Source organism: Rhodococcus sp. 077-4, assembly GCF_047782425.1.
In the GTDB taxonomy this organism is placed as follows: Bacteria; Actinomycetota; Actinomycetes; order Mycobacteriales; family Mycobacteriaceae; genus Rhodococcoides.
The window spans coordinates 338,332-362,884 of record NZ_JAJPWC010000001.1 but is presented as its reverse complement, the minus strand read 5'-3'; the positions used below and the strand labels follow the sequence as shown (position 1 = coordinate 362,884).

Below are 24,553 nucleotides of genomic sequence, written 5' to 3'. Positions count from 1 at the left end.
GATTGGTATGAAACTGATCCTCACCGCTGATGTGGACAACCTCGGTGCGCCTGGCGACACCGTAGAGGTCAAGGACGGCTACGGCCGTAACTTCCTGCTGCCCCGCGGATTGGCCATTCAGGCCACCCGTGGAGCTCAGAAGCAGGTCGACGGCATTCGCCGCGCTCAGGAAGCACGGGCCGTTCGCGGTCTCGAGCACGCCAACGAGCTCAAGCAGGCCATCGAGGGCCTCGAGTCCGTCACGCTGTCGGTCAAGACCGCGGGCGATACGGGCAAGCTGTTCGGCTCGGTCACCGCGTCGGACGTCGCTTCTGCTCTCAAGGCTGCCGGTGGTCCGGTTGTCGACAAGCGCAGCATCGATCTGCCGAAGGCTCACGTCAAGAGCACGGGCAAGCACGACATCGTCGTGAACCTGCACCCCGACGTGACCGCAAAGTTCAAGCTGGAGGTTGTCGGAAGCTGATTTCAGCTTTCGGCCCGATTCGGTCGAACAAAGCCCCACGAACTCACAGTTCGTGGGGCTTTTTCGTGGTCTTTCACAAAAATGAACTGTCACAACAGGTTCCGGATTGTGAAGCATCTCTCCTGAGGGGCCGATGGGCAAAGCTTTGCGTAACCTTTACTTCGGGGGCGACGGAACAACAAGAACGATCACCTGACGCCTAGACGCCCGGAGGAACACCGTGACCACAACTGTGGAGCCCGATTCGGAGCCCAGTATCCCGACCCGACCCGAGCCTCGCTCTCGTGTCGGGTCGATCCTGAAATACGACGTGCCGGCCTCGCTGGTCGTTTTCCTTGTAGCAGTGCCCCTTTCGATCGGTATCGCCGTCGCGTCCGGCGCTCCGATCATGGCCGGCCTCATCGCCGCGGTGGTCGGCGGCGTTCTCGCCGGGATACTCGGTGGGTCACCGCTGCAAGTCAGCGGCCCGGCTGCCGGTCTGACGGTGGTGGTGGCCGAACTGGTCGGCCAATTCGGTTGGGGCGTGACCTGTGCGATCACGGTTCTTGCCGGTGCCGTGCAGATCCTGTTGGGGATGAGTCGAATTGCCCGCAGCGCGCTGGCCATCTCACCAGTGGTGGTGCATGCCATGCTTGCCGGAATCGGCATAACCATTGCGCTGCAACAGATTCACGTACTGCTCGGAGGCGAGTCCCAGAGTTCTGCGGTGCAGAACGTCCTGGCCATTCCCCGCTCGGTTGCCGACGGTCAGTGGCCGTCCATCGTCGTCGGCGGCATCGTCGTCGTGCTGATGTTCTCGTGGCCGCGGCTGGCTGGGGTATCCAGCGTGATGGCCAAGGTGACCAAGGTGCCTGCTGCACTGGTCGCAGTGGTCACCGCAACCGCGGTGTCCATCTTCTTCTCGCTCGACGTCGAGCGAATCGAACTGCCGGGCAACCTGATCGAGTCCCTGAGCCTGCCCGTCATGCCCGATGGGCAGTGGAGCGCCTTTGCGACAGGTGTCATCACCATCGCATTGATCGCCAGTGTCGAGAGCCTGCTCTCGGCGGTCGCCGTCGACAAGATGCACAGTGGTGAGCGCACCAATTTCGACCGCGAACTCATGGCGCAGGGCGCAGGCAACATGGTTTCCGGTGCCATCGGTGGTCTGCCGATCACCGGCGTCATCGTGCGCAGTGCCACCAACGTGAAGGTCGGAGCCAAGTCCCGTGCGTCGGCGATTCTGCACGGTGTGTGGATTCTGATCTTCTCGGTACTGTTCATCTCGATCGTCGAACTGGTTCCGTTCGCGGCCCTGGCCGGGTTGCTCGTGATGATCGGCGTGCAGCTGATCAAGTTGGCGGACATCAAGATTGCGAACAAGACCGGCGATATCGCTGTCTACGCGGTGACGGTCGTCGGCGTGGTGGCGCTCAATCTGCTCGAGGGCGTGTTGATCGGTCTGGCCCTGTCGATCATCCTCGTGTTGCGCAGGGTCGTGTGGGCCAAGGTGCGTGCCGAGGAAACGGTGGACGGTACCTGGCGCGTCAACACCGAGGGTTCGTTGAGCTTTCTCGCGCTCCCTCGATTGACGAAGGTCTTGTCCACCGTTCCTGCAGGAACCGCCGTCACCGTGCACCTGGGCGTCGACTTTCTCGATCACGCCGTGCACGATGCACTGAACGAATGGATGCGCCAGCACGAACTGGGCGGTGGCACAGTCAAAGTCGAGGAAGTGGGCACCGCATCGATGGCGGCCGCTGCCGAGGGTCCACCCAAGCGTGGATCTGCGACGGTGCGCAGTTCGTTGGCGCCGTGGCGAGCCTGGCAGCTCAAGAGCGATGTGACGCAGAATGATTCGCCTGCCGCGCTGCGGCCGGTGTTGCACGGCGTCGCGGAATATCACCGCACCCATGCTCCGAACATTCGTCCACATCTCGAGGGTCTGACCGACATGCAGGATCCGGACACTCTCTTCCTGTGCTGCGTGGACTCGCGCGTCATGCCGAACACGATCACCAGTAGCGGTCCCGGCGATCTGTTCACCGTCCGGAACATGGGCAACCTCGTGCCCGCTCAGGGGCAGGATTGTTCGGTGGAGGCGGCGCTGGCGTTCGGAGTCGATCAGTTGGGCACCTCGTCGGTGGTGGTCTGTGGACACTCGGGCTGCGGTGCCATGAAGGCGGTGCTGAGTGGGCCGGAGAACGCCGCGGACCCGTCCGTGGCGGAGTGGTTGGGGTACGGGATGGCAAGCCTGGAGGCGTACCGCAGCGGACATGTGGTGGGACGTCAGGCGGCGGAGCTCGGCTTCGGTGAGGCGGATCAGCTCGCGATGGTGAACGTGGCGGTGCAGTTGCAGACGCTCACGCGCCACCGCATCGTGGGCCGGGCCAACGCCGAGGGCCGTCTACGAATCACCGGTCTGTTCTTCGACATTCCGACGGCACGCGTGCTCCAGATTGGCACCCAGGAGGTCACTGTCCTGGACCCGGCGGACTGCCGGCAGGAGAGTGACGCCTGACCTCCGAGCGGCGGTATCGAGGGGCCCGATTCCGAGTCTGGGATCGGGCCCTTGCCGTCGAAACAGGCTTATGGTCTGTTTTGTGACCGATCCCAGTCCGTGTGACCTAATTCACCCTCGGGTTCACTTGGCATTTACTCAACACGCCCGAGCTGTCAATTCGGCCGACACGCCGCTCCAGAATCGATGCACAGGAAGAAAACTTTATGTACACCCCGTGAGCTGGCGATAGTCATCAAAGTCGGAAAGTTATACCCAGGTTATCCCCAGACGGTCAACACGGTTGTTCAACACCATCCACATTTCATCCACAGATTCGTCCACAGGCTGTGTTGTGACTACTGCCGATAGCGCTTAACGTCCGTGCAGCGTCTCTCTCGATGCCGTGCAACGGCGACGGGACAGGGCGAATCCGGTGCCGAGCAGGACCTGTCGGTGCCCGGGGGTAGAACTTGCAACACCGCACCGCCGGGTGATATTCGACGATGCTGACGACAATGGGGAGAGGACGGCCGGTTCGCGTGGCAGTTGTGGACGATCGAGGACAGTCCGACTATTCCGGCTCCTCTTCCAGCGAGGGGCCCGGCGAGGATTTCGGTCGCCAGCCCCCACAGGACATGGCTGCCGAGCAGTCCGTGCTGGGCGGCATGTTGCTGAGCAAGGACGCCATCGCCGATGTGCTCGAGGTGCTTCGTCCGGGCGACTTCTATCGCCCCGCCCACCAGAACGTCTACGACGCGATCCTGGATCTTTACAGCCGCGGTGAGCCTGCGGACCCGGTGACCGTATCGGCCGAGTTGGATCGACGCGGGGAGCTCAAGCGCATCGGCGGGCCTCCGTACTTGATCACGCTCACTCAGACCACGCCGACGGCAGCCAATGCCGGGTACTACGCCGAGATCGTGGCGGAGAAGTCGATTCTGCGCCGACTCGTCCAGGCAGGCACCCGCATCGTGCAGTTCGGTTACGCGGGTGCAGACGGACAGGACGTCGCCGAGGTCGTCGACCGCGCCCAGGCCGAGGTGTACGAGGTCACCGAACGCCGCACCTCCGAGGACTTCCTGCCCCTCGAGGAACTGCTGCAGCCCACGATGGACGAAATCGACTCCATCGCCAGCCGAGGCGGCATTTCCCTCGGTGTACCGACAGGATTCGCCGAACTCGACGAAATAACCAACGGTCTTCACCCTGGTCAGATGATCATTGTGGCGGCTAGACCTGGCGTGGGTAAGTCTACCCTAAGTATGGATTTCATGCGTTCGTGCTCCATCAAGCACGGCATGCCCAGTGTCATCTTCTCTCTGGAGATGAGTCGCACCGAGATCGTCATGCGTCTGCTGTCCGCGGAGGCGAAGATCAAACTCGGCGACATGCGTTCGGGAAAGATGACCGACGACGACTGGACCAAGCTGGCCCGACGTATGAGTGAGATCAGCGAAGCACCGCTTTTCGTCGACGATTCGCCCAACTTGACGATGATGGAGATTCGAGCCAAGGCGCGACGCCTCAAGCAGCGCAACGGCCTGAAACTCATTGTGGTGGACTACCTTCAGCTGATGTCGTCCGGCAAGAAGGTCGAGTCCCGTCAGCAGGAGGTCTCGGACTTCTCCCGTCAGCTCAAGCTGTTGGCCAAGGAACTCGAATGCCCGGTGGTCGCGGTCTGCCAGCTCAACCGTGGTCCGGAGCAGAGAACCGACAAGAAGCCGATGGTCTCGGACCTTCGTGAGTCCGGCTCACTGGAGCAGGACGCCGACATGGTAATTCTGCTGCACCGCCCCGACGCGATCGAGCGCGACGACCCCCGCGGCGGTGAGGCCGACTTGATTCTCGGTAAGCACCGTAACGGTCCGACCGCGACAATCACTGTGGCACATCAGCTTCACTTGTCCAGGTTCGTGGACATGGCGCGGGGCTAGGGTCACCAGCGCTGGGTCGCGTATTCTCTCTGTGAATAAACCGAGCACCTACTGCAGCAATCGACGAAAGTAATCATGCCCGAGGATCAGAACACAGACGTTCCACCGAATCATCTCTCGATCGATCCGCGGAGCCCCTTCTACAGCGAAGAGGTTCTTCGACGGGACGTGGGTATTCGCTTCAACGGCGTCGAGAAGACCAGTATTCGCGAATACAACGTGACCGAGGGTTGGGTGCGAGTCGAAGTGCCCACCGCGAAGGATCGCTTCGGAAATCCCATGCTCGTCAAGCTCAAGGGCACGGTCGAACCGTACTTCCGCGACGCCAAATAGCGGACTTCGCCCGGGGTCTAGTCGACAGTGGCACCGGCCGCCGCTATGGATGCTAGGGCTCGCTGATGCTCGTCTTCGGTCGATCCCGCGCAAGCAGCGGAGCGCACCGTGACGCGGTAGCCCAGTGAACACGCGCCTTCCGCGGCAATCCGAACCCCGAAATCCGTGAGGTAGCCGGTGATCGTCAGGTGCTCCACCCCGACGAGTCTCAACAGGGCGTCCAGATCGGGGTTCGACCAGATGTCGCGATCGAACTTCGTTGCGATGAGGTCCCCTGGCAGAGGCGTCATCGACGGGTGGAAGCGGGCCCCATCGCCCGCCGGGTCGGAACGCAGCGGATCGGCTGCATCGCGGCTGAGATAGCGAGTGCACACCACCAGCCCGCCCACCGCACGTTGGGCGTCCCGGACCGATCCGGCGCGAGCCAGTGCGCCGGGATCATGTCCGAGCTCGATGATCCATGGCTGAAAGTCGATCTGCAGCAGTGCCGTTCGCGTCACGTCAGTATCGAGTTCCGACTGCAGCGGGTGCACTTTCGAGCGCGGCGAGATCCTCGGCGGTGAGCTCGAGCTCGAGTGCCGCGAGGTTGGCGTCGAAGTGGCCGATGTTGGTGGTGCCGGGAATGGGAATCACGTGGGTGCCCTGGGCGAGTACCCACGCCAATGCCACAGCGGCAGGGGTGGAGTCGTGCCTCGACGCCACTGCGGACACCACCTGGACGATCGATCGGTTCTGTTCGGCGGCAGCTCCGGAGAATCGGGGAAGTGCCAACCGCATGTCGGTCGCCGGAAGTGTGGAGGTGTCGAGTGAACCGGTGAGAAATCCTCGACCCAACGGCGAGAACGGCACGAACACCGCGTCGTTCTCACCCGTCCACTCCACCATGTTTCCCACCGGTTCGCCGTCATGGGTAGTGCCCTGCCCCAGTGCGTTTCGAGTCCACAGGGATAGTTCGGACTGCACCGCAGAGACCGGATGAATACTGTGGGCCACCCGCGCTTGCTCGACGGTGACCTCGCTGAGTCCCAGGGCACGCACCTTGCCCGCCGCTACCAATTCCGACAAGGCTCCCCAGGAGTCCTCGATCGGCACCTGGTCGTCGACGCGGTGGAGGTAGTACAGATCGATGGTGTCCACACCGAGGTTCCGCAGGCTCGAGTCGCAGGCTTGCGCGAGGTGCTTGGGCGTACCGTTTCGAGTCAGCACAGGCGCTCCGCCGTCCAGGTTGCCGATCAACCCGGCTTTCGTGGCGATCACGACATTCGTCCCGGCCAGAGCGCGGCCGACGACCCTCTCGTTGTGTCCGGCGGCGTAGGCGTCGCTGGTGTCGAAGAAGTCGATCCCTGACTCGAGTGCATGCGAAAGGATTGGTGCACCTGCAGTGTCCGAGGAGGTATCGGCACCGGAGTAGGCCCAGCTGATACCCATGCAACCGAGGCCGATCGCACCGACATTGCGTCCGAGTGCCGGGACGTTACGAGTGGGAATCGACATAAATGCTCCTGTGCTCGTTGAATGATGGGGGGATGACCGCAAGACCGTCACAGTCGAGACCCTGTGCGATCAGGTCCTCGTAGTGCGAAATTTTCGACTCCAGCGCCGACCGTGCTTCGGCGAGACGACGTTGCTTCTCGTCGACCCGTACCCGGTGAGCGGTCAGAATGTCGATCCGTTCCTGATGCGTGGACGCACCCAGATTCACCAGAATCACGAATCGGCGCATATCGGCTGTGGGCATACCGGTCGACCGCAGACGAACCAGAAGTTTCACGAGTGCGACCAGCCGCGGGCTGAACGCGCGCCTACCCATCGCCGTGCGAGGGATCTCGGGTATCAGGCCCTCCCGCTCGTACCAACGCAGCGTGTCCTGCGTCAGCCCCGAGGACTCGGCCATCTCGGCAATTCCGATACTCACGTCCTCGGTGTCGGTCGCGGCCGGTGAATGCGGTGCTGCGGTCATGGACCAGACGCTACGTCTTCGAGTGCACTCCAACGCAAGCCGAAATCGGCAACGATTAAATACTCGTCCGGTGGATCGAGTCGTACTTCTCTCGCGCCCGGGCGACGTCGTCCATGTTCAGGTGTCCAGTCCTCCAGCCGAAGGAACACCCACAGCACGGTCTGGGACGGCGGTTGCCGCAGGTGCGGTCGCGGCTCTGGTGACGGCTCAACCTCTGATCGAACAGGCTTGGGCTGCGGCGCGAAAGATCAGGACTGCGGCTGCATCGGTCCGCTCGAAGTCACCTGTGGTGAAGTGGTCGAGCAGCAGCCCTCGGAATCCGGCCCCCACGGTTGTCGCGTGCGCGTAGGCCGTGGTCGAGTCCATCCCGCAGCGCGCCATCGCGCCGGCCAAAGCGTCGGTCAGTGCCCGAATGCTGTCGCGCGCGAAGTCCGCGATGACTCCGGACTTGATGGACGCAATCCCGATGACTTGCATCAGGATTCGTGAGCTGACCGCGTCATTGCCCTCCGACATCGACTTCCATAGTTCGAGCAGTCGGTTCTCGAGCTGGTCGGCAGTGTCGACGTTGCCGAACATCTCAGCGAACGCCGGCCGTTGGCTGGTCAGTGCCTGCACAATCAGGTTTTCGCGAGAATCGAAGTAGTAGATCAACATTCGAGAGCTGGTGCCGAGTTCGGCGGCCAATGGGCGAAGAGTCAGATCGTCGAGACCGTGAGTTCCGATGTATTCGACAACGCGGCCGAGTAGTTCGACGCGCTTGTCGTGATCGAGGGGGCGGGCCATGGGTTGACTGTACCGGTCGCTACATGTATTCATGGACGGTATGAGTGAACCGATCGCTACACAAACTGACCGCCGCAACGCGGTCGTCACCGGATACGTCGCTACTACCGCTCTGGCCGACGACGCCGACACAACGTGGGCTCGCCTCCTCGACGGGCAGAGCGGTATCGGCACGCTCGAGAATGACTTCGTTGCGCAATATGACCTACCTGTCCGCATCGGCGGAGTCCTTCAAATGGCGCTCTCCGACCATCTGAACCGCGTGGAGCAGCGAAGACTGTCCTTCGTCGAGCAGTTGGCGGTGGTGTTGGGGCGGCGACTGTGGCGTTCCTCAGGTCTGCACGACATGGACTCGGATCGACTTGCCGTGGCAGTGGGCACCGGTTTGGGCGGCGGCGACGCATTGATCGGGGCCGTCGACGCGATGAGGTCGGGTGGCTACCGAAAGGTGCCGCCGATGTCGGTACCGATGGTGATGCCGAACGGACCGGCCGCTCACATCGGGCTCGAGGTCGGCGCGCGGGCAGGAGTGTTCACTCCGGTGTCGGCCTGCTCGTCGGGTTCCGAGGCGTTGGCTCACGCGTGGAGGCTGATCGTGACAGGTGAGGCCGATGTCGTGATCGCCGGAGGAGTCGAAGGGCACATCGACGCGGTGCCGATCGCGAGCTTTTCGATGATGCGCGCCATGAGTACCCGCAACGACGAACCGGCGCGGGCGTCGAGGCCCTTCGATCGTGACCGTGACGGATTCGTGTTCGGCGAAGCCGGAGCGCTGCTGATCGTCGAGTCGGAGCAGCATGCCGTAGCTCGTGGCGCGCGGGTTCACGGGCGCTTGCTCGGTGCCGGTATCACCTCGGATGGGTTCCATATCGTGGCACCGGATCCGCAGGGGCGAGGGATTCGCAAGGCAATGGAAAAGGCCATCGGTACAGCGGGTTTGAACGCTCGGGACGTCGGTCACGTCAATGCGCATGCGACGGCGACTCCGATCGGTGACCTGTCGGAGGCCAGGGCAATCGCCGCCACAGTCGGTCAGGCGTCCGTCTATGCGCCGAAGTCTGCGCTCGGCCATTCCATCGGCGCGGTCGGTGCATTGGAGGCAATTCTCACGATGCTGTCGATTCGCGATTCGGTGGTGCCGCCAACTCTCAACCTCGACAATCAAGACCCTGCAATCGATCTCGATATCGTTGGTTCACGACGCAGCCAGCAGATCGACTACGCGTTGAGCACGTCGATCGGTTTCGGCGGGCACAACGTCGCGCTCGCGTTCGGGCGCTACTGATCAGATTCGGTACCGGATCAATCGCGAGCTGTTGCCGACCACCGCGACAGAAGATGCGTTGTGCAGGATTGCGGCGAGTACCGGAGACAGTGCCCCACCGGCGCTCACCACGAGACCCAGGGCGTTCACTGCGATAGACATTCCGTAGTTCTGCCGAATGACGGACACCGAATGTCGCCCCAGATCGCGTACGTCGAGCAACCGTGCAAGGTCGTCGCTGGCCAGGGCAACGTCAGCGGTTTCGACGGCAACATCGGTGCCCGCCAAACCCATTGCGATTCCGATGTCCGCAACGGCGAGCGCGGGCGCGTCGTTGGTGCCGTCGCCGACCATTGCGACGACGTACCCCGCCTCCTGCAACTCGCGGACGGCTTCGAGCTTGCCGCCCGGCATCACTTCGGCCCGCCACTCGGCGATGCCCAGTTCGGCGGCGACGGCGGCAGCGGTCTCTGGGTGATCTCCGGTGAGCATGACGATGCGTTGCACTCCGTCGGCCCGGAGTGCATCGAGTACCTCCAGAGCATTGGACCGGACCTCGTCACGAAGGCTGATCAATCCGACCAGCACCCCGTCGACTGCCAGCAACAGCGGTGTCTCGGCCTGACGCTGGAGTCGCGAAACCCACTCAGCCGCATACTCGGACACGTCGACGTTCTCGGCGCGCAGCAGCGAGGGACTGCCCAGCAGCAACGTCCGTCCATCCGCGACAGTGCGCATGCCGAGTCCGACGAGTACCTCGCACTCCTCGTGCGGCGGAATCACGATATGACGTTCCTCTGTGCTGCGAATCACGGCCTCGGCCAACGGATGCCGAGAGTGGATCTCGGAACTGGCGGCATACGCCAGCACCTGCTCCGGCTCCCAGTCGTCTTGAAAAGACACGACATTGGTGACGACGGGGCGTCCGACGGTGAGGGTGCCGGTCTTGTCGAACACGAAGGCGTCGACCCTGCCTGCCTGTTCCAGATGAGACCCACCCTTGATGAGTATCCCCCTGCGAGCGCCGTTTCCGATGGCAGCGCTGATCGCCGTCGGAGTAGACAGACCCACCGCACACGGGCATGCGACCAACAGCATGGTCATCGCGCGTCGAACATCGCGGGTGACGAAGAGAGTGAGGGCCGACAGAATGAACGACGCTGGCACGAAGCGTCGCGAGAAGTTCTCTCCCACAGTCTGAATCGGGGCGCGGTCTTCTTGCGCCTCCTCGACACGCGAGATGATGCGGCCGATGGTGGTGTCGCGGCCCACTGCGGACGCGCGTACGACGATGCGGCCCCGGACAACGACCGACCCGGCATGAATGCGGTCGCCGGTAACGATGGACACCGGCAACGTCTCACCGGTGATCGCCGACTGATCGACCACCGCATCACCGTCCACGACGATCCCGTCCACAGGAACGCCGGTGTGATCGTGCACGATCACCTCGTCGCCGATTTCCAACCGATCGACGTCGACGGAAATCTCGGAACCGTCGGCAAGCCGGATCCATGCGGTGTCCTGAGTACCGGTCAGGAGGTCCGAGATCGCTCGACGAGTTCGCTTGAGCGTCAACTCTTGTAGGTACTCGCCGATGTTGAGAAGCCACAGCACCGTGAGGGCGACGACGTTTTCGCGCAGGACGAGGCTGGCCACGGTCGCGGCGCTGACGAGTGCATCGGTGCCGGCGGACCCATTGCCGGCCAACGAGCGCAGCGCGCCCTTCAGGAACGGATAACCGGTGAAAATGGTTGCGCCGGTGGCCACGACCCGGCTGGTGGGTCCGAGAATGGGTGGCCGACGGAATGCGTATCGGCGAAAGCCGAGCAGTACGAGGGCCGCGCCGCCGATGGTCATGCGCAGGACGTCACCGCTGGTGACGTCCGCAGAACGTGGACTGCGTACAGGTACCAGTGCCCAGTTCGTCGTTCGGCCCGCGGTCACCGCGTCGAACAGTTCGGCCCTATCGATCCGTGAGCGGGAGTACCAGACGACCACGGACGCCGTGCGGGGATAGGCGTGGACGGCCCGCACCCCGCGAATCTTGTCCACATGGTCTTCGACGGCGACCGCCCGGCCCGGGCTCGACCGCAGCCAGTCGACGCGGAGCCGCATGCGGCCGGCGGCGTCGGACAGAATCTCGATGCCGTCTGTTCGGATGGAAGCAGCGTCGACCGGCTTTTCGGCGAGTGTCGTCATGTTCGGCGTGCTGCCGCGGTCAGTGCGAGTGGCCGTGGCCGACTTCGGTGGCCGACGGCGGCGGTACTTCCTCGCCGAGGCGGTCCCGTGCCTCCGCAACGACATCGGACACAGCCAAACGTGCTGACTCGGCGTGGATTTCGGCCTTCCGTGCGGCACGAAGACCGATCTCGGTTGCCGATACCGCAGCCTTGCGAACGGGTGCCTTCTCGTACAGCTTCTTGGCACCGTTGTACGCGGCGACGCCGACTGCACCTGTCACGACCGTCGATACTGCTTTCGCGACGATGATCGGAAACGCCATGTTGTTGCTCCTCGAACTCGAACCTGTAACCACTTAATGGGAATCATATTCGTTTTGTTCGGCTGTGGCGACTCCCGGGGTCGCGAGGTGTCATCGGTTCGGACGCGTGGTGCGAAAAGCCCTTGTCACATAGGGAAGTTCGATCGTCGCTGTTCCGTCCAGGCCCAACTCGTCGAACAGCGCCGCCACATCCCGATCGATGCCGTCACGCTCATCGGCCGTCGCGGTGATGTAGAAGCTGCGCGACCGAACCAGGTCGGTCAACTGGGACCGCCTCATCGTGCGAGACCACGTCCACCGCTCTTCGTCGAGGCGAAGGAACGGGTCTGCAACCGGCGGCGGACCGTCGTCGAACATGGTCAGCGCTCCGCCGCGGGAGACCACCGAGTTCAGTTGCCGTACCCACGACTGCGACTCGTCGCGGATGTTCCAGATCAGGCCCAGGACGCCGCCGGGACGGAGAACCCGCCCGATCTCGCGTGACGCGGCTACGGGCTCGACCCAATGCCAGGCTTGTCCCAGTAGGACAGCGTCGACGCTGTCGTCCTCCAGCGGAAGGGACTCGGCAGTACCGACGTGGGCGGGAACGCCGGGAACTGCGGTGCGCAGGTAAGCGAGCATCGCGGGGTCAGGATCGACGGCGATGGCGTCGCAACCGGCGGCGACGATGCTGCGGGTGAGTTTTCCCGTGCCGGCACCGACGTCGGCGACTCGTGGTCGTCGGCCGGCCGAAAGTACCGGCTCCAGCAGCCACTCGACCGCTTCGGTCTGGTATTGCGGACGCGCGGCTTCGTACACATCGGCGGCGGTTCCGAACGATGTCGAGCTGTTATCTCGGCTAACCATAAACTCAGGCTACATCGCCAGAGTCAGCCGAGTTCGAGTTCGTAGTACAGAGCCTTCGGGCCCTCGCCGCGGCCTTCGTGGCAGTCGAAACCACGCTTCTCGTAGACGTGTCGCGCTGCCTCGTCGTCCTCCGAGGTGTTGAGGTCCATGTACGTGGCACCTTTGGCGCGCGCGTGCTCGATGACATCATCGAGAAACTCTGTCCCATAGCCTTTCCCGCGCAGACCGGGCTTGATGTAGAACTCGGCGAGATACGCCTCGAGGTCGGCACACAACGTACCGGCCCGAAAGCGCAGAACCGCAACACCGATGGCCGGAGTCCCATGCACCAGAACGCTGGTATCGCCGGAGTCCACCAACGTCGCGAGATGGGCTGCAAGCCATTCCGGCTCAGGCACCGGGTAGTCGTACTCGCGATTGAAATCGATCAGCAGAGTCGCGGCCTCGGCAAATCCGGCGGGATCCTGGACGGCACGCGTAGCGCCGAATGGTGTCATCGCCTTCTCCTCCGTCAGTGATCCGGTTGAACGAGATTCTTGGCATCGCGCAGACCGAGGCCGGGGTGCATCTCTCGTAGCGCTTTCATGGCGTAGACAGTTCTGCCGGATTCTGCGACTACCGCTTCGACATCCTCGGCGGGAACGGATTCGGGTCCGATCTTTTCGACGCTAGGCCTTTCGGGGCGCAGATGGCCGTGCAGAAGCAAGGGGGCAGCAACCACCCATACCGCCAATTTCGTCCAGTTCCAGGCCGACGGTTCGGAGAGTAGATCGGAAACGACGAAGGTTGTGATCAGGATCAGCCAGGTCGCGAACAGGTACCGGACCCATGGGCGTCGACGATCGTTCATGTGTCCCATGCTGTCACCGGACCCCGCTCGGGGCAATGTCTCAGCGGCGCAATTCGGTGTCGAGCTGTGCCATCAGTTTGCCGAATGTCGTACGCCCGGCGACCGGTGACGGAAACCGGCGCAAGACCGATCGGACTGTCGGATCGGCATTGCTCGCGACCCAGTCGAGTTGCTGTGCAACAGCTTTGGCATCGTTTTGTTCGAGCGCCAATATCTGATGGACGCCTGAACCGAGAATGTGTTTGACCTGATGCGGGCTGTACAGCGGATGCAGAAACGCTGCACCGGCGGCGTGCATTGCCGACAGTGCAGCATCCGTGGCCGCCGATGCCGGCACCTCCCGGGCGGCCTTGTGTGCTGCCCAGGCAAGTCGGCGAAGCGATGCCGTCCGGTTGCCGCTCTCGGCGAATGCCTCGGCACCGGCGATCGCCGAGCGTGGGCGCGAATCGTCGGGGTGGGCCATCTCGAAAACCGGCAATGCCTGTCGGGCGCAGACCGCTGCGAACGCCACCACATGCCGAATGTCGTCGAGGCTCAGTTCGACGTCCGCAGGTTCGGCCACCTCAGACATCGCCGGTTTGCGGGCGTGTCAGCGACCAGTCGGTGTACACCTCAGTGGTGATGCAGAAGGGGTGACCGGCGGGGTCGAGCAGTACTCGCCATCGAGGGTCCGGCTGTTCCGTTGCCTCTGTGGCTCCACATTCGATTGCGTAGGCGACGGACCCGGCGAGGTCCGCTCCCGCATCCAGGTCGAGGTGGACGATCGAAGTCGATGGCCAGATGGGCGGAACGTAGTTCGCGACCTTTTGCGCAACGAGGCACAGACCCGATTCCGTCCGAAGTCCAACACTGTCCGAGCTGTCCCACAACAGTTCTCCGCCGAGAAGAGCCAGATAGAACTCCGCGAGTTCCCGAGGCTCGGCACAGTCGATGGATGTTCCAGCTACAGCGAGGTAGGTGCGCGACATCTTCAGGAGAATACGGTCGCGCCCAGCATGATGACGATGATCACGAAGATGGCGAGAATCAGCCATCCCTCCCAGGTGTGCGGGCAGATCCCCCAGCCGATTCGCAATGGTAAAGAGTTGGCCATAGGTGGGCGGCAGTGCGCTCAGTGTCCACAATTTGCCGCCAAAGGCGGGATCGCGCTTCTGAGCCAAAAAGGTGGACACTCACCGCACTACCCACCACATACGGACTGTCACCGGTACAACGTCGCCGTCTCGAAGGCGCGGGCGGCCAGTTCCTCTCGAATCACGCTCGGCCGCAGCACTGTAACGCCAGGTCCGCAGTGCCACAACGCTCCCGAGGCGTGATTGTGGCCGGAGAACTCGATGACTGCCAGGCGTCGCCCGTCGCTCTGTACGTCCTCGCTGATCACACGAACCACGTTCTTGGTCAACGACAACCACGCAGAGTCATCGACAAGGCAGGTGACCTCGATCTTGGCCAAACTCGAACGAAAGGACTCCCAGTGCGCCATGAACGACGCCTCCAGATCCACCGACTCACTGCGGTCGGCAGGCTCGTCGAGCACGACCAGGTTCTCGATGCGTGAGACTCGGTAGACGCGCTCGGCACCGTCGCGCGCGGCCAGTAGGTACCAGTGATCACCGGCGTAAACCAATCCGATGGGGTCGAGGACGCGATCGGCCACTGCATCGGCGCGATTTCGATACGCCACTCGTATCCGCACGCCTTCGATCACGACGCGCTGCAATTCGACGAGGTGGCCCTCGGGCTCACGGGGAAAGGCAAAACCGTCGGGGCGCACCAGAATCCGTTGTGAGGCAGAGCTCGCCGATGCGCGATGCGCGTCGGGTATCGCGGCGGCAATCTTGCGCATAGCGCTCGCGAATGCTGGGGTCGCAACGCGTCCCGAGCCGGAGGCCAGCAGCGCCGTCGCCTCGTCGGCGGTCAAGCCGGTCAGCTCGGTCCGGTAGCCGGGCAGCAGGCTGATGCCACCACCGCGACCGCGATCGGTGTAGATCGGCACACCCGCCGAGGACAGCGCTTCGACATCGCGCAGTACGGTCCGCGTCGACACTTCGAGTTGCTGGGCGATGTCGGCAGCGCTCAGCCGGCCCCGATGCTGGAGCAACATGACGATGGACAGCAACCGATCTGCGCGCACGAGAAAAGTCTGCCATCAGAATATGACAGTAGGTGTCATGTTTACCCGATTTACTTTCCAGCGTCGGGCCACGTCGGGTGGCCCGCGGACGGAAGGCGCACAAATGACCATCATCGACACCACCCAGCAGAACGATCCGCGCGATGTGTACGCCACCGCCGCGACGTGGGTGAGCGGACTGCTCGGTGCGGTGCGCTCCGAGCAACTGGACCTCCCGACCCCGTGCGACGAGTTCGACGTCCGGACGCTGGCGGGTCACCTCGTCGCGACGGTCGGCCGGCTGATTGCGATCGCCGAGTTGGGTAGCCCGGACTCGGTGTCGCCGTTCTCCGCCGTTCACGACGCCGCCTCCTTCGACGAGCTCGTCGTGCAGGCGCGTGCGGCATGGGCCGAAGACGCGTTGCTCGACGCCCCGGTGGTGGTTCCGTGGGGCGCAGTGCCCGGCCGATCGGCCGTATGGGGTTACGCGCGGGAGCTGCTGCTGCACGGGTGGGATCTTGCGGTGGCGACCGGTCAGCCGGCCGAAGTCGATCCCGCCCTCATCGAACCGGTAGCCGAAGAATTTCGGGGGATGCTTCCGGCCGAAGCTCGGGTTCCGGGCGTTCCGTTCGACTCCATAGTGGAACCGCGAACTGCGGCAGGGCCACTGGAGCGTCTCGCGAACTTCTCGGGGCGGTCCTCGGACGGCTGGGTGTAGTGGCGAACGCTTGACCTCGAGTGCACTCGAGGTTGCAAGGTGGGGTCATGGAGATGAACTTCGACGAGTTGCCTCGACTCATGACACTGATGACGGGCGATGAAAAGCACAGCAGTAGTGCCACTTCCACACTCGATGTGCTGTGGGTGCTGTACTCCGATATTCTTCGGCTCGACGCGGCGAATCCCGATGACCCTGAACGCGACCGGTTCTACCTCTCCAAGGGCCACGGTCCGATGGCCTACTACGCAGTGCTCGCTGCACGGGGGTTCCTGACGCCGAACGATCTTGCATCGTTCGGCGCTTACCACTCACCGTTGGGCAACCATCCGGATCGAACGTTGATTCCGGGAGCAGACATCGGATCGGGGTCACTCGGCCACGGTCTGGCATTGGCCGCCGGAACCGCTGTTGCGCTCAAGATTCGGAAGAGCACGGCCCGAGTCTTCGTGCTCGTCGGCGACGCCGAGCTCGACGAGGGCAGCAACATGGAAGCCATTCAGGTCGCAGGCCGATCGAAGCTGGGCTCGCTGACGGCGGTTGTGATCGACAACGAGTCGGCCGGTCTGGGTTGGCCGGGTGGCATTGCGTCGCGCTTCGCCGTCGAGGGGTGGGCGACATCCGACGTCGACGGACGAGACCACAGTGCACTGCGGCAAGCGTTTGGCACCGGGCATGCCGATCGACCGCATGTTGTGGTCGCCCACGTAGAGAAGAAAGAGAGCTGATGAGCGCAACGCTGGACCAACGTGAGCACTTCTATCGCCTCGTACCCGAGCTGCTGACCCAGGACGAGCGAATCGCGCTGGTGTTGGCGGAGATCGGAGTGGGCTATGTCGAACCGCACCTCACGCCCGATATCCGATCGCGGGTGATCAACGTCGGGATTCGCGAGCAGGCGATGATCGGTGTTGCCGGCGGTCTGGCCCTGGCAGGGATGCGCCCGATCGTGCACACCTTCCCGCCGTTCTTGATCGAGCGACCTTTCGAGCAGGTCAAACTCGACCTGGGCCATCAGGGTGTCGGCGCGATCCTGGTGAGCTCCGGCGGCTCGTACGGGTGGCCGCAGGGCGGAGAGACTCATTTCGGCCAGCGAGACGTAGCACTGCTCGACACCCTGGGTGGTTGGACGGTTCACGTACCCGGGCACGTCGCCGAAGTCGAATGGATGCTTCGCAGCGCGACGGCCACCGACGATCGCGTCTACATCAGACTCGACGGCGTCTCCAACGAACGCGAGTACGGGCGCTCCGATGGGAGGTTCACCGTTCTGCAGCAGGGTAATTCGGGCACGGTGATCTCCGTCGGCCCCATGACGGACCGGGTGCTGGCCGCAGCCGGGGGACGTGACCTGACGGTGCTGCACGCGTCGACGATCAGGCCGTTCGACGGCCGAACGCTACGGGCGACGTTGTCCGAGCCCGACGTCATGATCGTCGAGCCATACCTGGCGGGAACCTCTGTGCTGCAGATCGATCGGGCGTTGGCCGATGTGCGGCATCGAGTGTCGGGGATCGGGGTCGAGCAGGGAGAGCGTCGCAAGTACGGCACTGTGGCCCAACATGATCGGGCCAACGGCCTGGATGTCGAGGGTCTGTCGAGTTCCATGGCCGAGTTCTTCGGGCAGTCAGTCTCGGCGGCGCTCGTACCTGCTCTTGGCAACTTCGAACGCGGACTCGAGTAAGTCCTTCAGCTGCGTTTCGGTCTGCGAGGACGGGTTGACCACCGACAGCCATCCGGCGGTGCCGTAATGGGGGTGGGCGGCCATGACGTCGTCGGCGTCGGCCTGAGTTGCGTGCGCAGCTTCGCGGGGCGGAAGGCCCAGAATTCGCTCGAATTCCTGCTTTCCTGCAACAACATTGACACGGAATGCATCGGGCCTGTTCAGCTGGGACAACTCGTCACCCGGGTAATTCTTGGTCACGATCGTTGCGAACGGTTGAGTGGTGGACGGGATGGTGCCGTCGGGCGAGTAGTAGAAGAACACATCGCCCCAAGCGAGCTCCGGAGTTCCATCACCCTCCCGGGGCTGCTGCGCCACGGTTCCTCCGAAGCTGTCGACCAGATTCACGATGTCGTCGAGTGTCATGCACCGATCGTCACATGGCCGGCAGCGTCTGTCGCAGTGTTCAGCCGACTTTGTACGAACCTGTTCCGGTCGCGACGAGGCGTCCGGACTCCGTCCCGAGGATGTCGACTCGGCAGGTCTTCAAGCTCCGGCCGGCGTGCATCCGTGTCCCGACGATGTCGATGCCTTCGGCGTACACGGGTTCCATGAACTGCACCGACATGGACACCGTGACACCCCGAAGCTTCTCGGGGACTGCGGATCCGGCCCACGCTGCGGTCATGATTCCGATATCGATACAGCCCGCGATCACTCCCCCGTGCAGCATCTGTCCGACGGTGGACAGCTCGTCGCGGTAGGGCAGTCGCAGTCGAGCCGTGCCCTCGGCGATGTCGACGAGCTCTATGCCCAGTTCCTGAACGAATGGCGACTGCGGCAGAAACATGGTCATCGCTGCACTACCGCTCTTCGGTGTCTGTATTTCGCTGGCTGTCATCGCTACCCCTCTATCATAGGTTGATTCTGATATCGGAATCAGACTACGATAAGTCCATGGTCTTGGATACCCCCACCGACAAACGAAAGCGTCGAACCCACACCGCTGTGCTCGACGCCGGAGGGACGCTCTTCCTCGCGCACGGCTATCGAGGAACGACCATCGAAATGCTCGCTGCAGCAGCGGATGTGGCAGTGAGTTCCATCTACGCCAACTTCGGTGCGGGCAAGGTCGATGTGTATGCGGCACTGGCCTGGAGAACAGCCTTGGACCATGTCGAGCAGATGACGGCACCCTTCGGCGCAGTCCAACCAGCGCATGTTGTCGCCGAGTCCCTCGATCGGTACATCGCATTCCATCGTGACAATCCGCTGGCGCTCCGTTTGCTGGGACTGACGGATGTGGACAGGTCCGAGTCCGACTCGGTGGTCGAGGCCAAAGGGAAAATCGATGCTGCCCTCGGTGGACTCGTCGACTCGGTGACGCGAGCAGTGACGGACGCCGGTGCCGACGTAGACCCACGCGCGTTGGTGTTGAATGCCTGGGCCGGCATGAACGGTGCTGTGTCACTGCGGCAACGACGGATTGTCGACCAACCGATGCTCGACGCGATGCTGGCGATCACGCGGGCCGATATGCTCCGTCATCTGAAGGGGGCCTCCGATGAAACCCGGTGAACTCGGTGCAGGCGGACGCGTGCGAACCGTGGGAGTCGCTCTGCGGCAGCAACTGTCGATGCTGGCCGGCACCGTGCTCGGTCCTCGCAGAGGCGCGTCGAACATGGCCTGGTCGATTGTCGATGCACCGGATTCACGATTGTGCCGCGACGCGCTCGACGAGGCTCGCGAGTGTCTGAGTGCACCCGTGTTTCGACACAGCCTGCGCTGCTGGCAATACGCCTCGGCGTTCGCCGTCGTGGACGATCTGCGTCCGGATCAGGAGGCGTTGTATGTCTCGTGTCTTCTGCACGACCTCGCACTCGGCAGCGAACTCGACTCTGTCGTAGGATGTTTCGCATTGCTCGGCGCAGAACGGGCCGGTAGGTTCGTCCACGAACACGGCGGGGACCAACGGACGAGCCGCATCGTCCACGAGGCGGTTGCCAGGCACATGGACGTGTCGACACCAGACGCGGCCGAAGCCTCGCTACTGCACGACGCGGCGTACCTGGACGTCAGCGGTCGCCGGATTCGTGACCTCGAGCGGCAGTGCCTCGTCGCGGTCGAATCATGCTATCCACGAGCAGGTTTCGCCACGGAGTTCGCATCCAAGGTTGAGGCCGAATCGCGACTGCGACCGAAATCGAGAGCCGCAGTCTTCTGGCGATCGGGAATGCAGCTGGCGCTGAGAGCCAATCCACTCGAACGTGGGCTCACGTCGTCGCGGTCGAGAGTGCCCGCTCGATGATGAGTTCGATCCGTTCGGCGTCGTCGGAATCCCGCGGCGCGTACAGAAAGACGTAGGTCTCGGGTAGTCCGAGGAAAGGCCGTCCGGCCAAGGGATGCAGTTCGCCCCATCCGGCCGAGATGACGGTCTGGGCATCGTTCGGCTCCATCACTGCATGCAGCGATCCTTCGGTCTCGTGCACGTGCAGAACTTCGCCCTTGGTGCGTGAAATCCACGGGGCGGCATCCGCGGTATCCGACACGTACAGTGCGTCACCCCGACGCTCGAACCTGCTGCGCGACAGGTGGAACAGGCCGTCCGTACTGGCCTTCGCCTCGACGACTGCCACCATGCGGTCGATGAGCGAAGAGGGGCCGCGGCCGTTCAGTTGCCGATGAGGTATCGGATGTGGGGCGATCTCAGGCCGAGGGCCCGGCCGCTGTTCGAGGTTCCACCCCAGCCCATGACGCCCCGCGCCGCGGACGGTTGTTCGATCCCGCCGGGACAGCGGGCGCAAGGCGGACGCGATCAACCACCCGCCCACATTGGCAGGCAGTCCGCCCGGACCGAGGTCCGTCCACGCCGCATAGTCTCTTCTGACGATCTCCACAGTCCCCCTGGTCACGTAGGTAAGTCTCAACGTAACCGGGAGGGCCGGGCAAGGCCAGTCTTCTCGATACTTCGACTGTCGCCGTAGGAGTGTCCAACGGCCCTAGATGATCGACCCGATCGTGCGCGCTGCGTCGGCGAACTCCCCGGGGTTGGGGCCCGCGTAATTGAGTCGAAGGTATTTCCCGGTGGGTTCGGCGGGAAAGTAGTCGTCTCCGGCTCCGACGATGACCCCCGCCGATTTGCACTCTTGCACAACTTGGTTCAGGTCCGCATCGTCGTGCAGTCGCATCCAGAGATTGAGCCCACCGCGAGGCACTGTGTCGAGATGGCCGCGAGGTGCGAACTCGATCAAGCTGTTCGCCAGGAGGTCTCGCCGCGAGGCCAGTTGTGTGCGCAGCCTACGCAGATGGGTACGCCAGGCAGGTTGCGTCACGACATCCAACGCGACCGCCTGCAGAATTCCGCTCACGTACATCGACTCGGCTCCGGTGTCGGCCAGAATTCGCTCGTACGCAGGGCCACGAGCGATCAAGCCCGCCAACCGAACCGAGGGCGACACCGTCTTGGTGAGCGAGCGAAGATAGACGACATGTCCGGCGTCGTCTCTCGCGGCCAGTGGATGCGGCTCGGCGGTGATGCCGAAATCGTGGGCCGAGTCGTCCTCGATCAGAAACGCGCCATGGCGTCGAACGGTCTCGAGGACCTGCTCGGACAGCGCAGGCGACCACTGAGCTCCGGTGGGGCTGGCGAACGTGGGTTGGGCATAGAACGCGCGAGCACCCGTGTGATCGAATGCCCGGGCCAGTTCGTCGGGGTTTGGGCCGTCGACACCGCTGGGAATCGGTACGACGCGGACGCCTGCCTGCGTGGCGGCGAGGATCGCACCCCAGTACGTCGGGGACTCCATGAGCAGCGGCCGGCCGGCACCGACGAGCGCCCGAAAAGCTGTGCTGAGCCCTGTCTGGCTGCCGGGAATGATGACGACGTCGCTGGCCGACGGTGGCGTGACGCCCAGTGGGGTGGACGCTCCCACCTCTGCCGCGAACCATGCCCGCAATTCCGGTAGTCCGGCGGTGGGTGGTCTGGCGATCACCGAGTCGGTACGCGAGGCGCGGGTGAACGCGGCGTGAACGAGTCTCTCAGGCAACAACTCCCGGGCCGGATAGCCCGAATGCAAAGCGATCACATCGCTCGAGGTGGACTGCAGCGCCGCCGGAAGCTGCAGGCGATTGTCCGGTGCCCCCAGAGCTGCGGTCTGCCACCCGTAGTCGTTGGGGCGGGCCGTGCGCACTGTCCGGACGAATGTGCCTACGCCAGGCCTGCTTTCGATGACGCCCTGGGTGATGAGGGTGCGCAGCGCCTTCTGTACCGTGACCGGACTGGCCGAATGCTCGGCAACGAGGGCGCGGGTGGACGGCAGCCGGGATTCCGGTGGCGCGGTCGCAATCCAGTTTCTCAGTGCGGACACGATCCGCGAACTGCTATCGTCGGACATGACACAGCATAGTAGCGCTACTCAGTCCGGAACGGGTCTGCTATCCCGCGCCGGAGTGCTCTGGGGCCTGGCAGGCGTCACGGCGTTCTCGTTCACCGTGCCCATGACCCGTATTGCAGTCACCGGAGGTCTGTCTCCCCTCTTCGTCGGCTGCGGACGCGCTGTGGTCGCCGCCGCCTTGGCCGCGCTAGCGCTCGCCGCTACTGGGCAACGGCTCCCACAGGGACGGCAATGGATCCGGCTGGTGGTGATCGCGGCCGGTGTCGTCATAGGGTTCCCGGTGCTCACCTCCTACGCCCTCACCACCGCGTCGGCGGGACACGGCGCCGTCGTCATCGCCTTGCTTCCCGCCGCCACCGCTGCCACCGCGGTTGTTCGTGAACGGCAATCGGTACGGCCGATGTTCTGGGTGGTGGCTGCCTTGGGCGCTGTCGTCGCAGTCGGGTTCGCCGCCGTCCAGGGTGGACGGCTGACCGGGCTTGGGTGGTCGGACCTGTTGCTGCTCGGGGCGGTCGTCGCCGCGGCGGTCGGATACGCCGAGGGCGGCCTGTTGGCACGAGAACTCGGGGCGTGGCAGACGGTGTCCTGGGCGCTGGTGGTGTCCGCGCCGGTCACCGGTGCGTTGGCCGTGTTCGCGTGGTGGCAGCACCCGTCGACGGCAGGTGCATCCGAGTGGGCGGCCTTCGGCTACCTGGCGGTGATCAGCATGTATCTCGGGTTCTTCGCCTGGTATCGGGGCCTGGCCATCGGCCCGATGTCGAGCGTCAGCCAGGTCCAGTTGATCCAACCGGTGCTGACCATCTGCTGGGCGGCGATCCTGTTGGGAGAGGGCTTGACGTGGCCTGTGGTGATGGGTGGAGCAGCGGTCATCGTGTGTGCAACAGTGGCGGTCCGGACCCGGATGTCGCCGACCGTTCGACAGGAGGAGTTTTCGCAATGACGAAATCGATCGATCAGGCCCGCAAGCTCGGGCAAGTTCGCTACGACATTCGCGGACGAATTCTCGACAAGACCGAGGAACTCGAGGAGCAGGGCCACGCGATCCTGCGCCTCAATATCGGCAACCCTGCCCCGTTCGGGTTCGAGGCGCCGGACGAGATCATGATGGCGATGATTCGTAATCTGCCTACCGCACAGGGCTATTCGGACTCGCGCGGATTGTTCTCCGCCCGTACGGCTGTGGTCCAGTACTACCAGACCAAAGGCCTGACGGATCTCGATCTCGACGTCGGGAGTGTCTATCTCGGCAACGGGGTGTCGGAGCTGATCGCGATGACCATGCAGGCCCTGTGCAACCCGGAGGACGAGATTCTGATCCCCTCCCCCGACTATCCGCTGTGGACGGGGTCGGTGGCCCTGTCCGGTGGCACACCCGTCCACTATCTCGCAGACGAAAGCCAGGGTTGGGCACCGAACTTCGACGATCTCGAATCCAAGATCACCCAGCGCACCCGCGCAATCGTGGTGATCAACCCCAACAACCCGACCGGAGCGGTGTACTCACGCGAGGTACTGCAGCGTTTCGTCGACCTGGCGCGCGAGCACGATCTGATCCTGCTTGCCGACGAGATCTACGAGAAGATCGTCTACGACGGGACGGTGATGACGAACCTGGCAACCTTGACCGGGAAAGATGTTCTCTGTCTTACCTATTCGGGGCTCTCGAAGGCCTACCGGGTCTGCGGATTTCGCGCCGGGTGGCTGGCGATCACCGGACCACGACGGCGTGCGTCGAGCTTCATCGAAGGCATCACGCTGCTGTCCAACATGCGGATGTGCGCAAATGTGCCGGCGCAGCACGCAATCCAGACTGCGCTCGGTGGCCGGCAGTCGATCGAGGACCTACTGCTCCCGGCGGGCAGATTGACCGCGCAACGTGACCTGGCGCATCGCATGCTCAACTCCATCGACGGGATCAGCTGCGTGCAAGCGGCGGGTGCGCTGTACATGTTTCCCAAGCTCGACACCGAACGGTTCGGGATCGTCGACGACGAGAAGTTCGTACTGGACCTCCTCGAATCCGAGAAGATACTCGTCAGCCACGGCCGCGCGTTCAATTGGGATGTGCCCGATCACTTCCGACTCGTCACTCTGCCGAACGTGGACGATCTCGCGACGGCGCTGGAGCGACTGGGCAACTTCATGAGCTCGTACTCGCAGTAGAAATAGTTTCGCTCGAGCTGATTCGAAGTCCATGCGGATGGTCTAAGACGAGGTATTCGTGCTGATGGGCCCGCCTGT

At 63.5% G+C, this 24,553-nt stretch carries 28 protein-coding genes; 12 read left to right on the top strand and 16 right to left on the bottom strand.

All coding sequences use genetic code 11. From position 1 onward, the window contains the following. The first annotated feature begins 7 nt into the window (after positions 1 to 7). The 4 genes from rplI to ACNEOT_RS01795 all read left to right on the top strand — a co-directional run bounded on the left by rplI (position 8) and on the right by ACNEOT_RS01795 (position 5,212). The gene (gene rplI / locus ACNEOT_RS01810; RefSeq protein ID WP_415971655.1) at positions 8 to 463 is read left to right on the top strand and encodes a 50S ribosomal protein L9; all 456 of its coding nucleotides are present in this window, start codon (positions 8 to 10) and stop codon (positions 461 to 463) included. Between the two features lie 220 nt (positions 464 to 683). Beyond that, positions 684 to 2,963: a SulP family inorganic anion transporter gene (locus ACNEOT_RS01805; RefSeq protein WP_415971653.1), complete on the top strand. Its 2,280-nt coding sequence runs from the start codon at positions 684 to 686 to the stop codon at positions 2,961 to 2,963. A 521-nt stretch (positions 2,964 to 3,484) separates the two neighbouring features. Continuing rightward, complete coding sequence (dnaB, locus tag ACNEOT_RS01800; protein ID WP_027495083.1) at positions 3,485 to 4,879, top strand: replicative DNA helicase; 1,395 nt, start codon at positions 3,485 to 3,487, stop codon at positions 4,877 to 4,879. A 75-nt stretch (positions 4,880 to 4,954) separates the two neighbouring features. Continuing rightward, positions 4,955 to 5,212, top strand: coding sequence for a DUF3297 family protein (locus tag ACNEOT_RS01795; RefSeq protein ID WP_415971652.1), 258 nt, complete (start codon positions 4,955 to 4,957; stop codon positions 5,210 to 5,212). A 17-nt stretch (positions 5,213 to 5,229) separates the two neighbouring features. Here the strand turns inward: ACNEOT_RS01795 and ACNEOT_RS01790 are convergent, their stop codons facing one another. The 4 genes from ACNEOT_RS01790 to ACNEOT_RS01775 all read right to left on the bottom strand — a co-directional run bounded on the left by ACNEOT_RS01790 (position 5,230) and on the right by ACNEOT_RS01775 (position 7,958). Further along, entirely contained in the window at positions 5,230 to 5,712 is a 483-nt protein-coding gene (locus tag ACNEOT_RS01790) for a cysteine hydrolase family protein (protein ID WP_415971650.1), read from the bottom strand. Position 5,713: 1 nt separating this feature from the next. Beyond that, positions 5,714 to 6,706 carry an aldo/keto reductase gene (locus ACNEOT_RS01785; protein ID WP_415971649.1) on the bottom strand — a complete coding sequence of 331 codons (993 nt, stop codon included), beginning with the start codon at positions 6,704 to 6,706 and terminating at the stop codon, positions 5,714 to 5,716. Continuing rightward, positions 6,687 to 7,172, bottom strand: coding sequence for a MerR family transcriptional regulator (locus ACNEOT_RS01780; RefSeq protein WP_415971648.1), 486 nt, complete (start codon positions 7,170 to 7,172; stop codon positions 6,687 to 6,689). The genes ACNEOT_RS01785 and ACNEOT_RS01780 overlap by 20 nt, the downstream gene beginning before the upstream one ends. Positions 7,173 to 7,379: 207 nt before the next feature. Continuing rightward, positions 7,380 to 7,958: a TetR family transcriptional regulator gene (locus ACNEOT_RS01775; RefSeq protein ID WP_415971646.1), complete on the bottom strand. Its 579-nt coding sequence runs from the start codon at positions 7,956 to 7,958 to the stop codon at positions 7,380 to 7,382. 40 nt (positions 7,959 to 7,998) lie between these two features. On the opposite strand from ACNEOT_RS01775, the gene ACNEOT_RS01770 reads away from it, so the two are divergent. Continuing rightward, entirely contained in the window at positions 7,999 to 9,243 is a 1,245-nt protein-coding gene (locus ACNEOT_RS01770; RefSeq protein WP_415971644.1) for a KasA/KasB family beta-ketoacyl-ACP synthase, read from the top strand. Here the strand turns inward: ACNEOT_RS01770 and ACNEOT_RS01765 are convergent, their stop codons facing one another. The 8 genes from ACNEOT_RS01765 to ACNEOT_RS01730 form a co-directional block, all read right to left on the bottom strand. Further along, positions 9,244 to 11,424 carry a heavy metal translocating P-type ATPase gene (locus tag ACNEOT_RS01765; protein WP_415971642.1) on the bottom strand — a complete coding sequence of 727 codons (2,181 nt, stop codon included), beginning with the start codon at positions 11,422 to 11,424 and terminating at the stop codon, positions 9,244 to 9,246. Positions 11,425 to 11,443: 19 nt separating this feature from the next. Next, entirely contained in the window at positions 11,444 to 11,728 is a 285-nt protein-coding gene (locus tag ACNEOT_RS01760) for a DUF1490 family protein (protein ID WP_415971640.1), read from the bottom strand. Between the two features lie 90 nt (positions 11,729 to 11,818). Next, positions 11,819 to 12,574 (bottom strand): class I SAM-dependent methyltransferase, encoded by a 756-nt coding sequence (locus tag ACNEOT_RS01755; RefSeq protein WP_415971638.1) that lies wholly within the window; start codon positions 12,572 to 12,574, stop codon positions 11,819 to 11,821. Positions 12,575 to 12,597: 23 nt separating this feature from the next. Then, on the bottom strand, positions 12,598 to 13,071 hold the full coding sequence (locus ACNEOT_RS01750; protein ID WP_415971636.1) for a GNAT family N-acetyltransferase: 474 nt from the start codon (positions 13,069 to 13,071) through the stop codon (positions 12,598 to 12,600). A gap of 14 nt (positions 13,072 to 13,085) precedes the next feature. Further along, on the bottom strand, positions 13,086 to 13,424 hold the full coding sequence (locus tag ACNEOT_RS01745) for a hypothetical protein (RefSeq protein WP_415971634.1): 339 nt from the start codon (positions 13,422 to 13,424) through the stop codon (positions 13,086 to 13,088). Between the two features lie 40 nt (positions 13,425 to 13,464). Beyond that, on the bottom strand, positions 13,465 to 13,986 hold the full coding sequence (locus ACNEOT_RS01740; RefSeq protein ID WP_415971632.1) for a putative immunity protein: 522 nt from the start codon (positions 13,984 to 13,986) through the stop codon (positions 13,465 to 13,467). A 1-nt stretch (position 13,987) separates the two neighbouring features. Further along, positions 13,988 to 14,392 carry a VOC family protein gene (locus ACNEOT_RS01735; protein WP_415971630.1) on the bottom strand — a complete coding sequence of 135 codons (405 nt, stop codon included), beginning with the start codon at positions 14,390 to 14,392 and terminating at the stop codon, positions 13,988 to 13,990. Between the two features lie 233 nt (positions 14,393 to 14,625). Continuing rightward, positions 14,626 to 15,558, bottom strand: coding sequence for a helix-turn-helix transcriptional regulator (locus ACNEOT_RS01730; RefSeq protein WP_415971628.1), 933 nt, complete (start codon positions 15,556 to 15,558; stop codon positions 14,626 to 14,628). A 103-nt stretch (positions 15,559 to 15,661) separates the two neighbouring features. On the opposite strand from ACNEOT_RS01730, the gene ACNEOT_RS01725 reads away from it, so the two are divergent. Genes ACNEOT_RS01725 through ACNEOT_RS01715 form a run of 3 tightly spaced genes read left to right on the top strand, consistent with a single transcriptional unit; the run spans position 15,662 to position 17,939 of the window. Beyond that, positions 15,662 to 16,255, top strand: a complete 594-nt coding sequence (locus tag ACNEOT_RS01725) for a TIGR03086 family metal-binding protein (protein ID WP_415971626.1) — start codon at positions 15,662 to 15,664, stop codon at positions 16,253 to 16,255. A gap of 47 nt (positions 16,256 to 16,302) precedes the next feature. Continuing rightward, the gene (locus ACNEOT_RS01720; RefSeq protein ID WP_415971625.1) at positions 16,303 to 16,983 is read left to right on the top strand and encodes a thiamine pyrophosphate-dependent enzyme; all 681 of its coding nucleotides are present in this window, start codon (positions 16,303 to 16,305) and stop codon (positions 16,981 to 16,983) included. Continuing rightward, a complete protein-coding gene (locus ACNEOT_RS01715) occupies positions 16,983 to 17,939 on the top strand; it encodes a transketolase family protein (protein ID WP_415971623.1) in 957 nt (318 codons plus the stop codon). Before ACNEOT_RS01720 ends, ACNEOT_RS01715 begins: the two co-directional genes overlap by 1 nt. Here the strand turns inward: ACNEOT_RS01715 and ACNEOT_RS01710 are convergent. Continuing rightward, entirely contained in the window at positions 17,883 to 18,344 is a 462-nt protein-coding gene (locus ACNEOT_RS01710; protein WP_415971621.1) for a DUF6194 family protein, read from the bottom strand. The genes ACNEOT_RS01715 and ACNEOT_RS01710 overlap by 57 nt on opposite strands. A 40-nt stretch (positions 18,345 to 18,384) precedes the next feature. Continuing rightward, positions 18,385 to 18,819, bottom strand: a complete 435-nt coding sequence (locus ACNEOT_RS01705) for a PaaI family thioesterase (RefSeq protein WP_415971620.1) — start codon at positions 18,817 to 18,819, stop codon at positions 18,385 to 18,387. A 56-nt stretch (positions 18,820 to 18,875) separates the two neighbouring features. Between ACNEOT_RS01705 and ACNEOT_RS01700 the strand changes: the two genes are divergently transcribed. Next, a complete protein-coding gene (locus tag ACNEOT_RS01700) occupies positions 18,876 to 19,496 on the top strand; it encodes a TetR/AcrR family transcriptional regulator (RefSeq protein WP_415971618.1) in 621 nt (206 codons plus the stop codon). Further along, positions 19,483 to 20,226, top strand: a complete 744-nt coding sequence (locus ACNEOT_RS01695; RefSeq protein WP_415971617.1) for an HD domain-containing protein — start codon at positions 19,483 to 19,485, stop codon at positions 20,224 to 20,226. Before ACNEOT_RS01700 ends, ACNEOT_RS01695 begins: the two co-directional genes overlap by 14 nt. Here ACNEOT_RS01695 and ACNEOT_RS01690 read toward each other — a convergent pair. Beyond that, entirely contained in the window at positions 20,192 to 20,830 is a 639-nt protein-coding gene (locus ACNEOT_RS01690; RefSeq protein ID WP_415971615.1) for a hypothetical protein, read from the bottom strand. The genes ACNEOT_RS01695 and ACNEOT_RS01690 overlap by 35 nt on opposite strands. An 87-nt stretch (positions 20,831 to 20,917) precedes the next feature. Beyond that, a complete protein-coding gene (locus ACNEOT_RS01685; RefSeq protein WP_415971614.1) occupies positions 20,918 to 22,312 on the bottom strand; it encodes a PLP-dependent aminotransferase family protein in 1,395 nt (464 codons plus the stop codon). On the opposite strand from ACNEOT_RS01685, the gene ACNEOT_RS01680 reads away from it, so the two are divergent. Together ACNEOT_RS01680 and ACNEOT_RS01675 are read left to right on the top strand one after the other, a co-directional pair. Then, positions 22,311 to 23,252 (top strand): DMT family transporter, encoded by a 942-nt coding sequence (locus ACNEOT_RS01680; protein WP_415971612.1) that lies wholly within the window; start codon positions 22,311 to 22,313, stop codon positions 23,250 to 23,252. The two genes, ACNEOT_RS01685 and ACNEOT_RS01680, sit on opposite strands and share 2 nt — an antisense overlap. Then, positions 23,249 to 24,475, top strand: coding sequence for a pyridoxal phosphate-dependent aminotransferase (locus ACNEOT_RS01675; RefSeq protein ID WP_415971610.1), 1,227 nt, complete (start codon positions 23,249 to 23,251; stop codon positions 24,473 to 24,475). The genes ACNEOT_RS01680 and ACNEOT_RS01675 overlap by 4 nt, the downstream gene beginning before the upstream one ends. Positions 24,476 to 24,553: the final 78 nt, after the last annotated feature.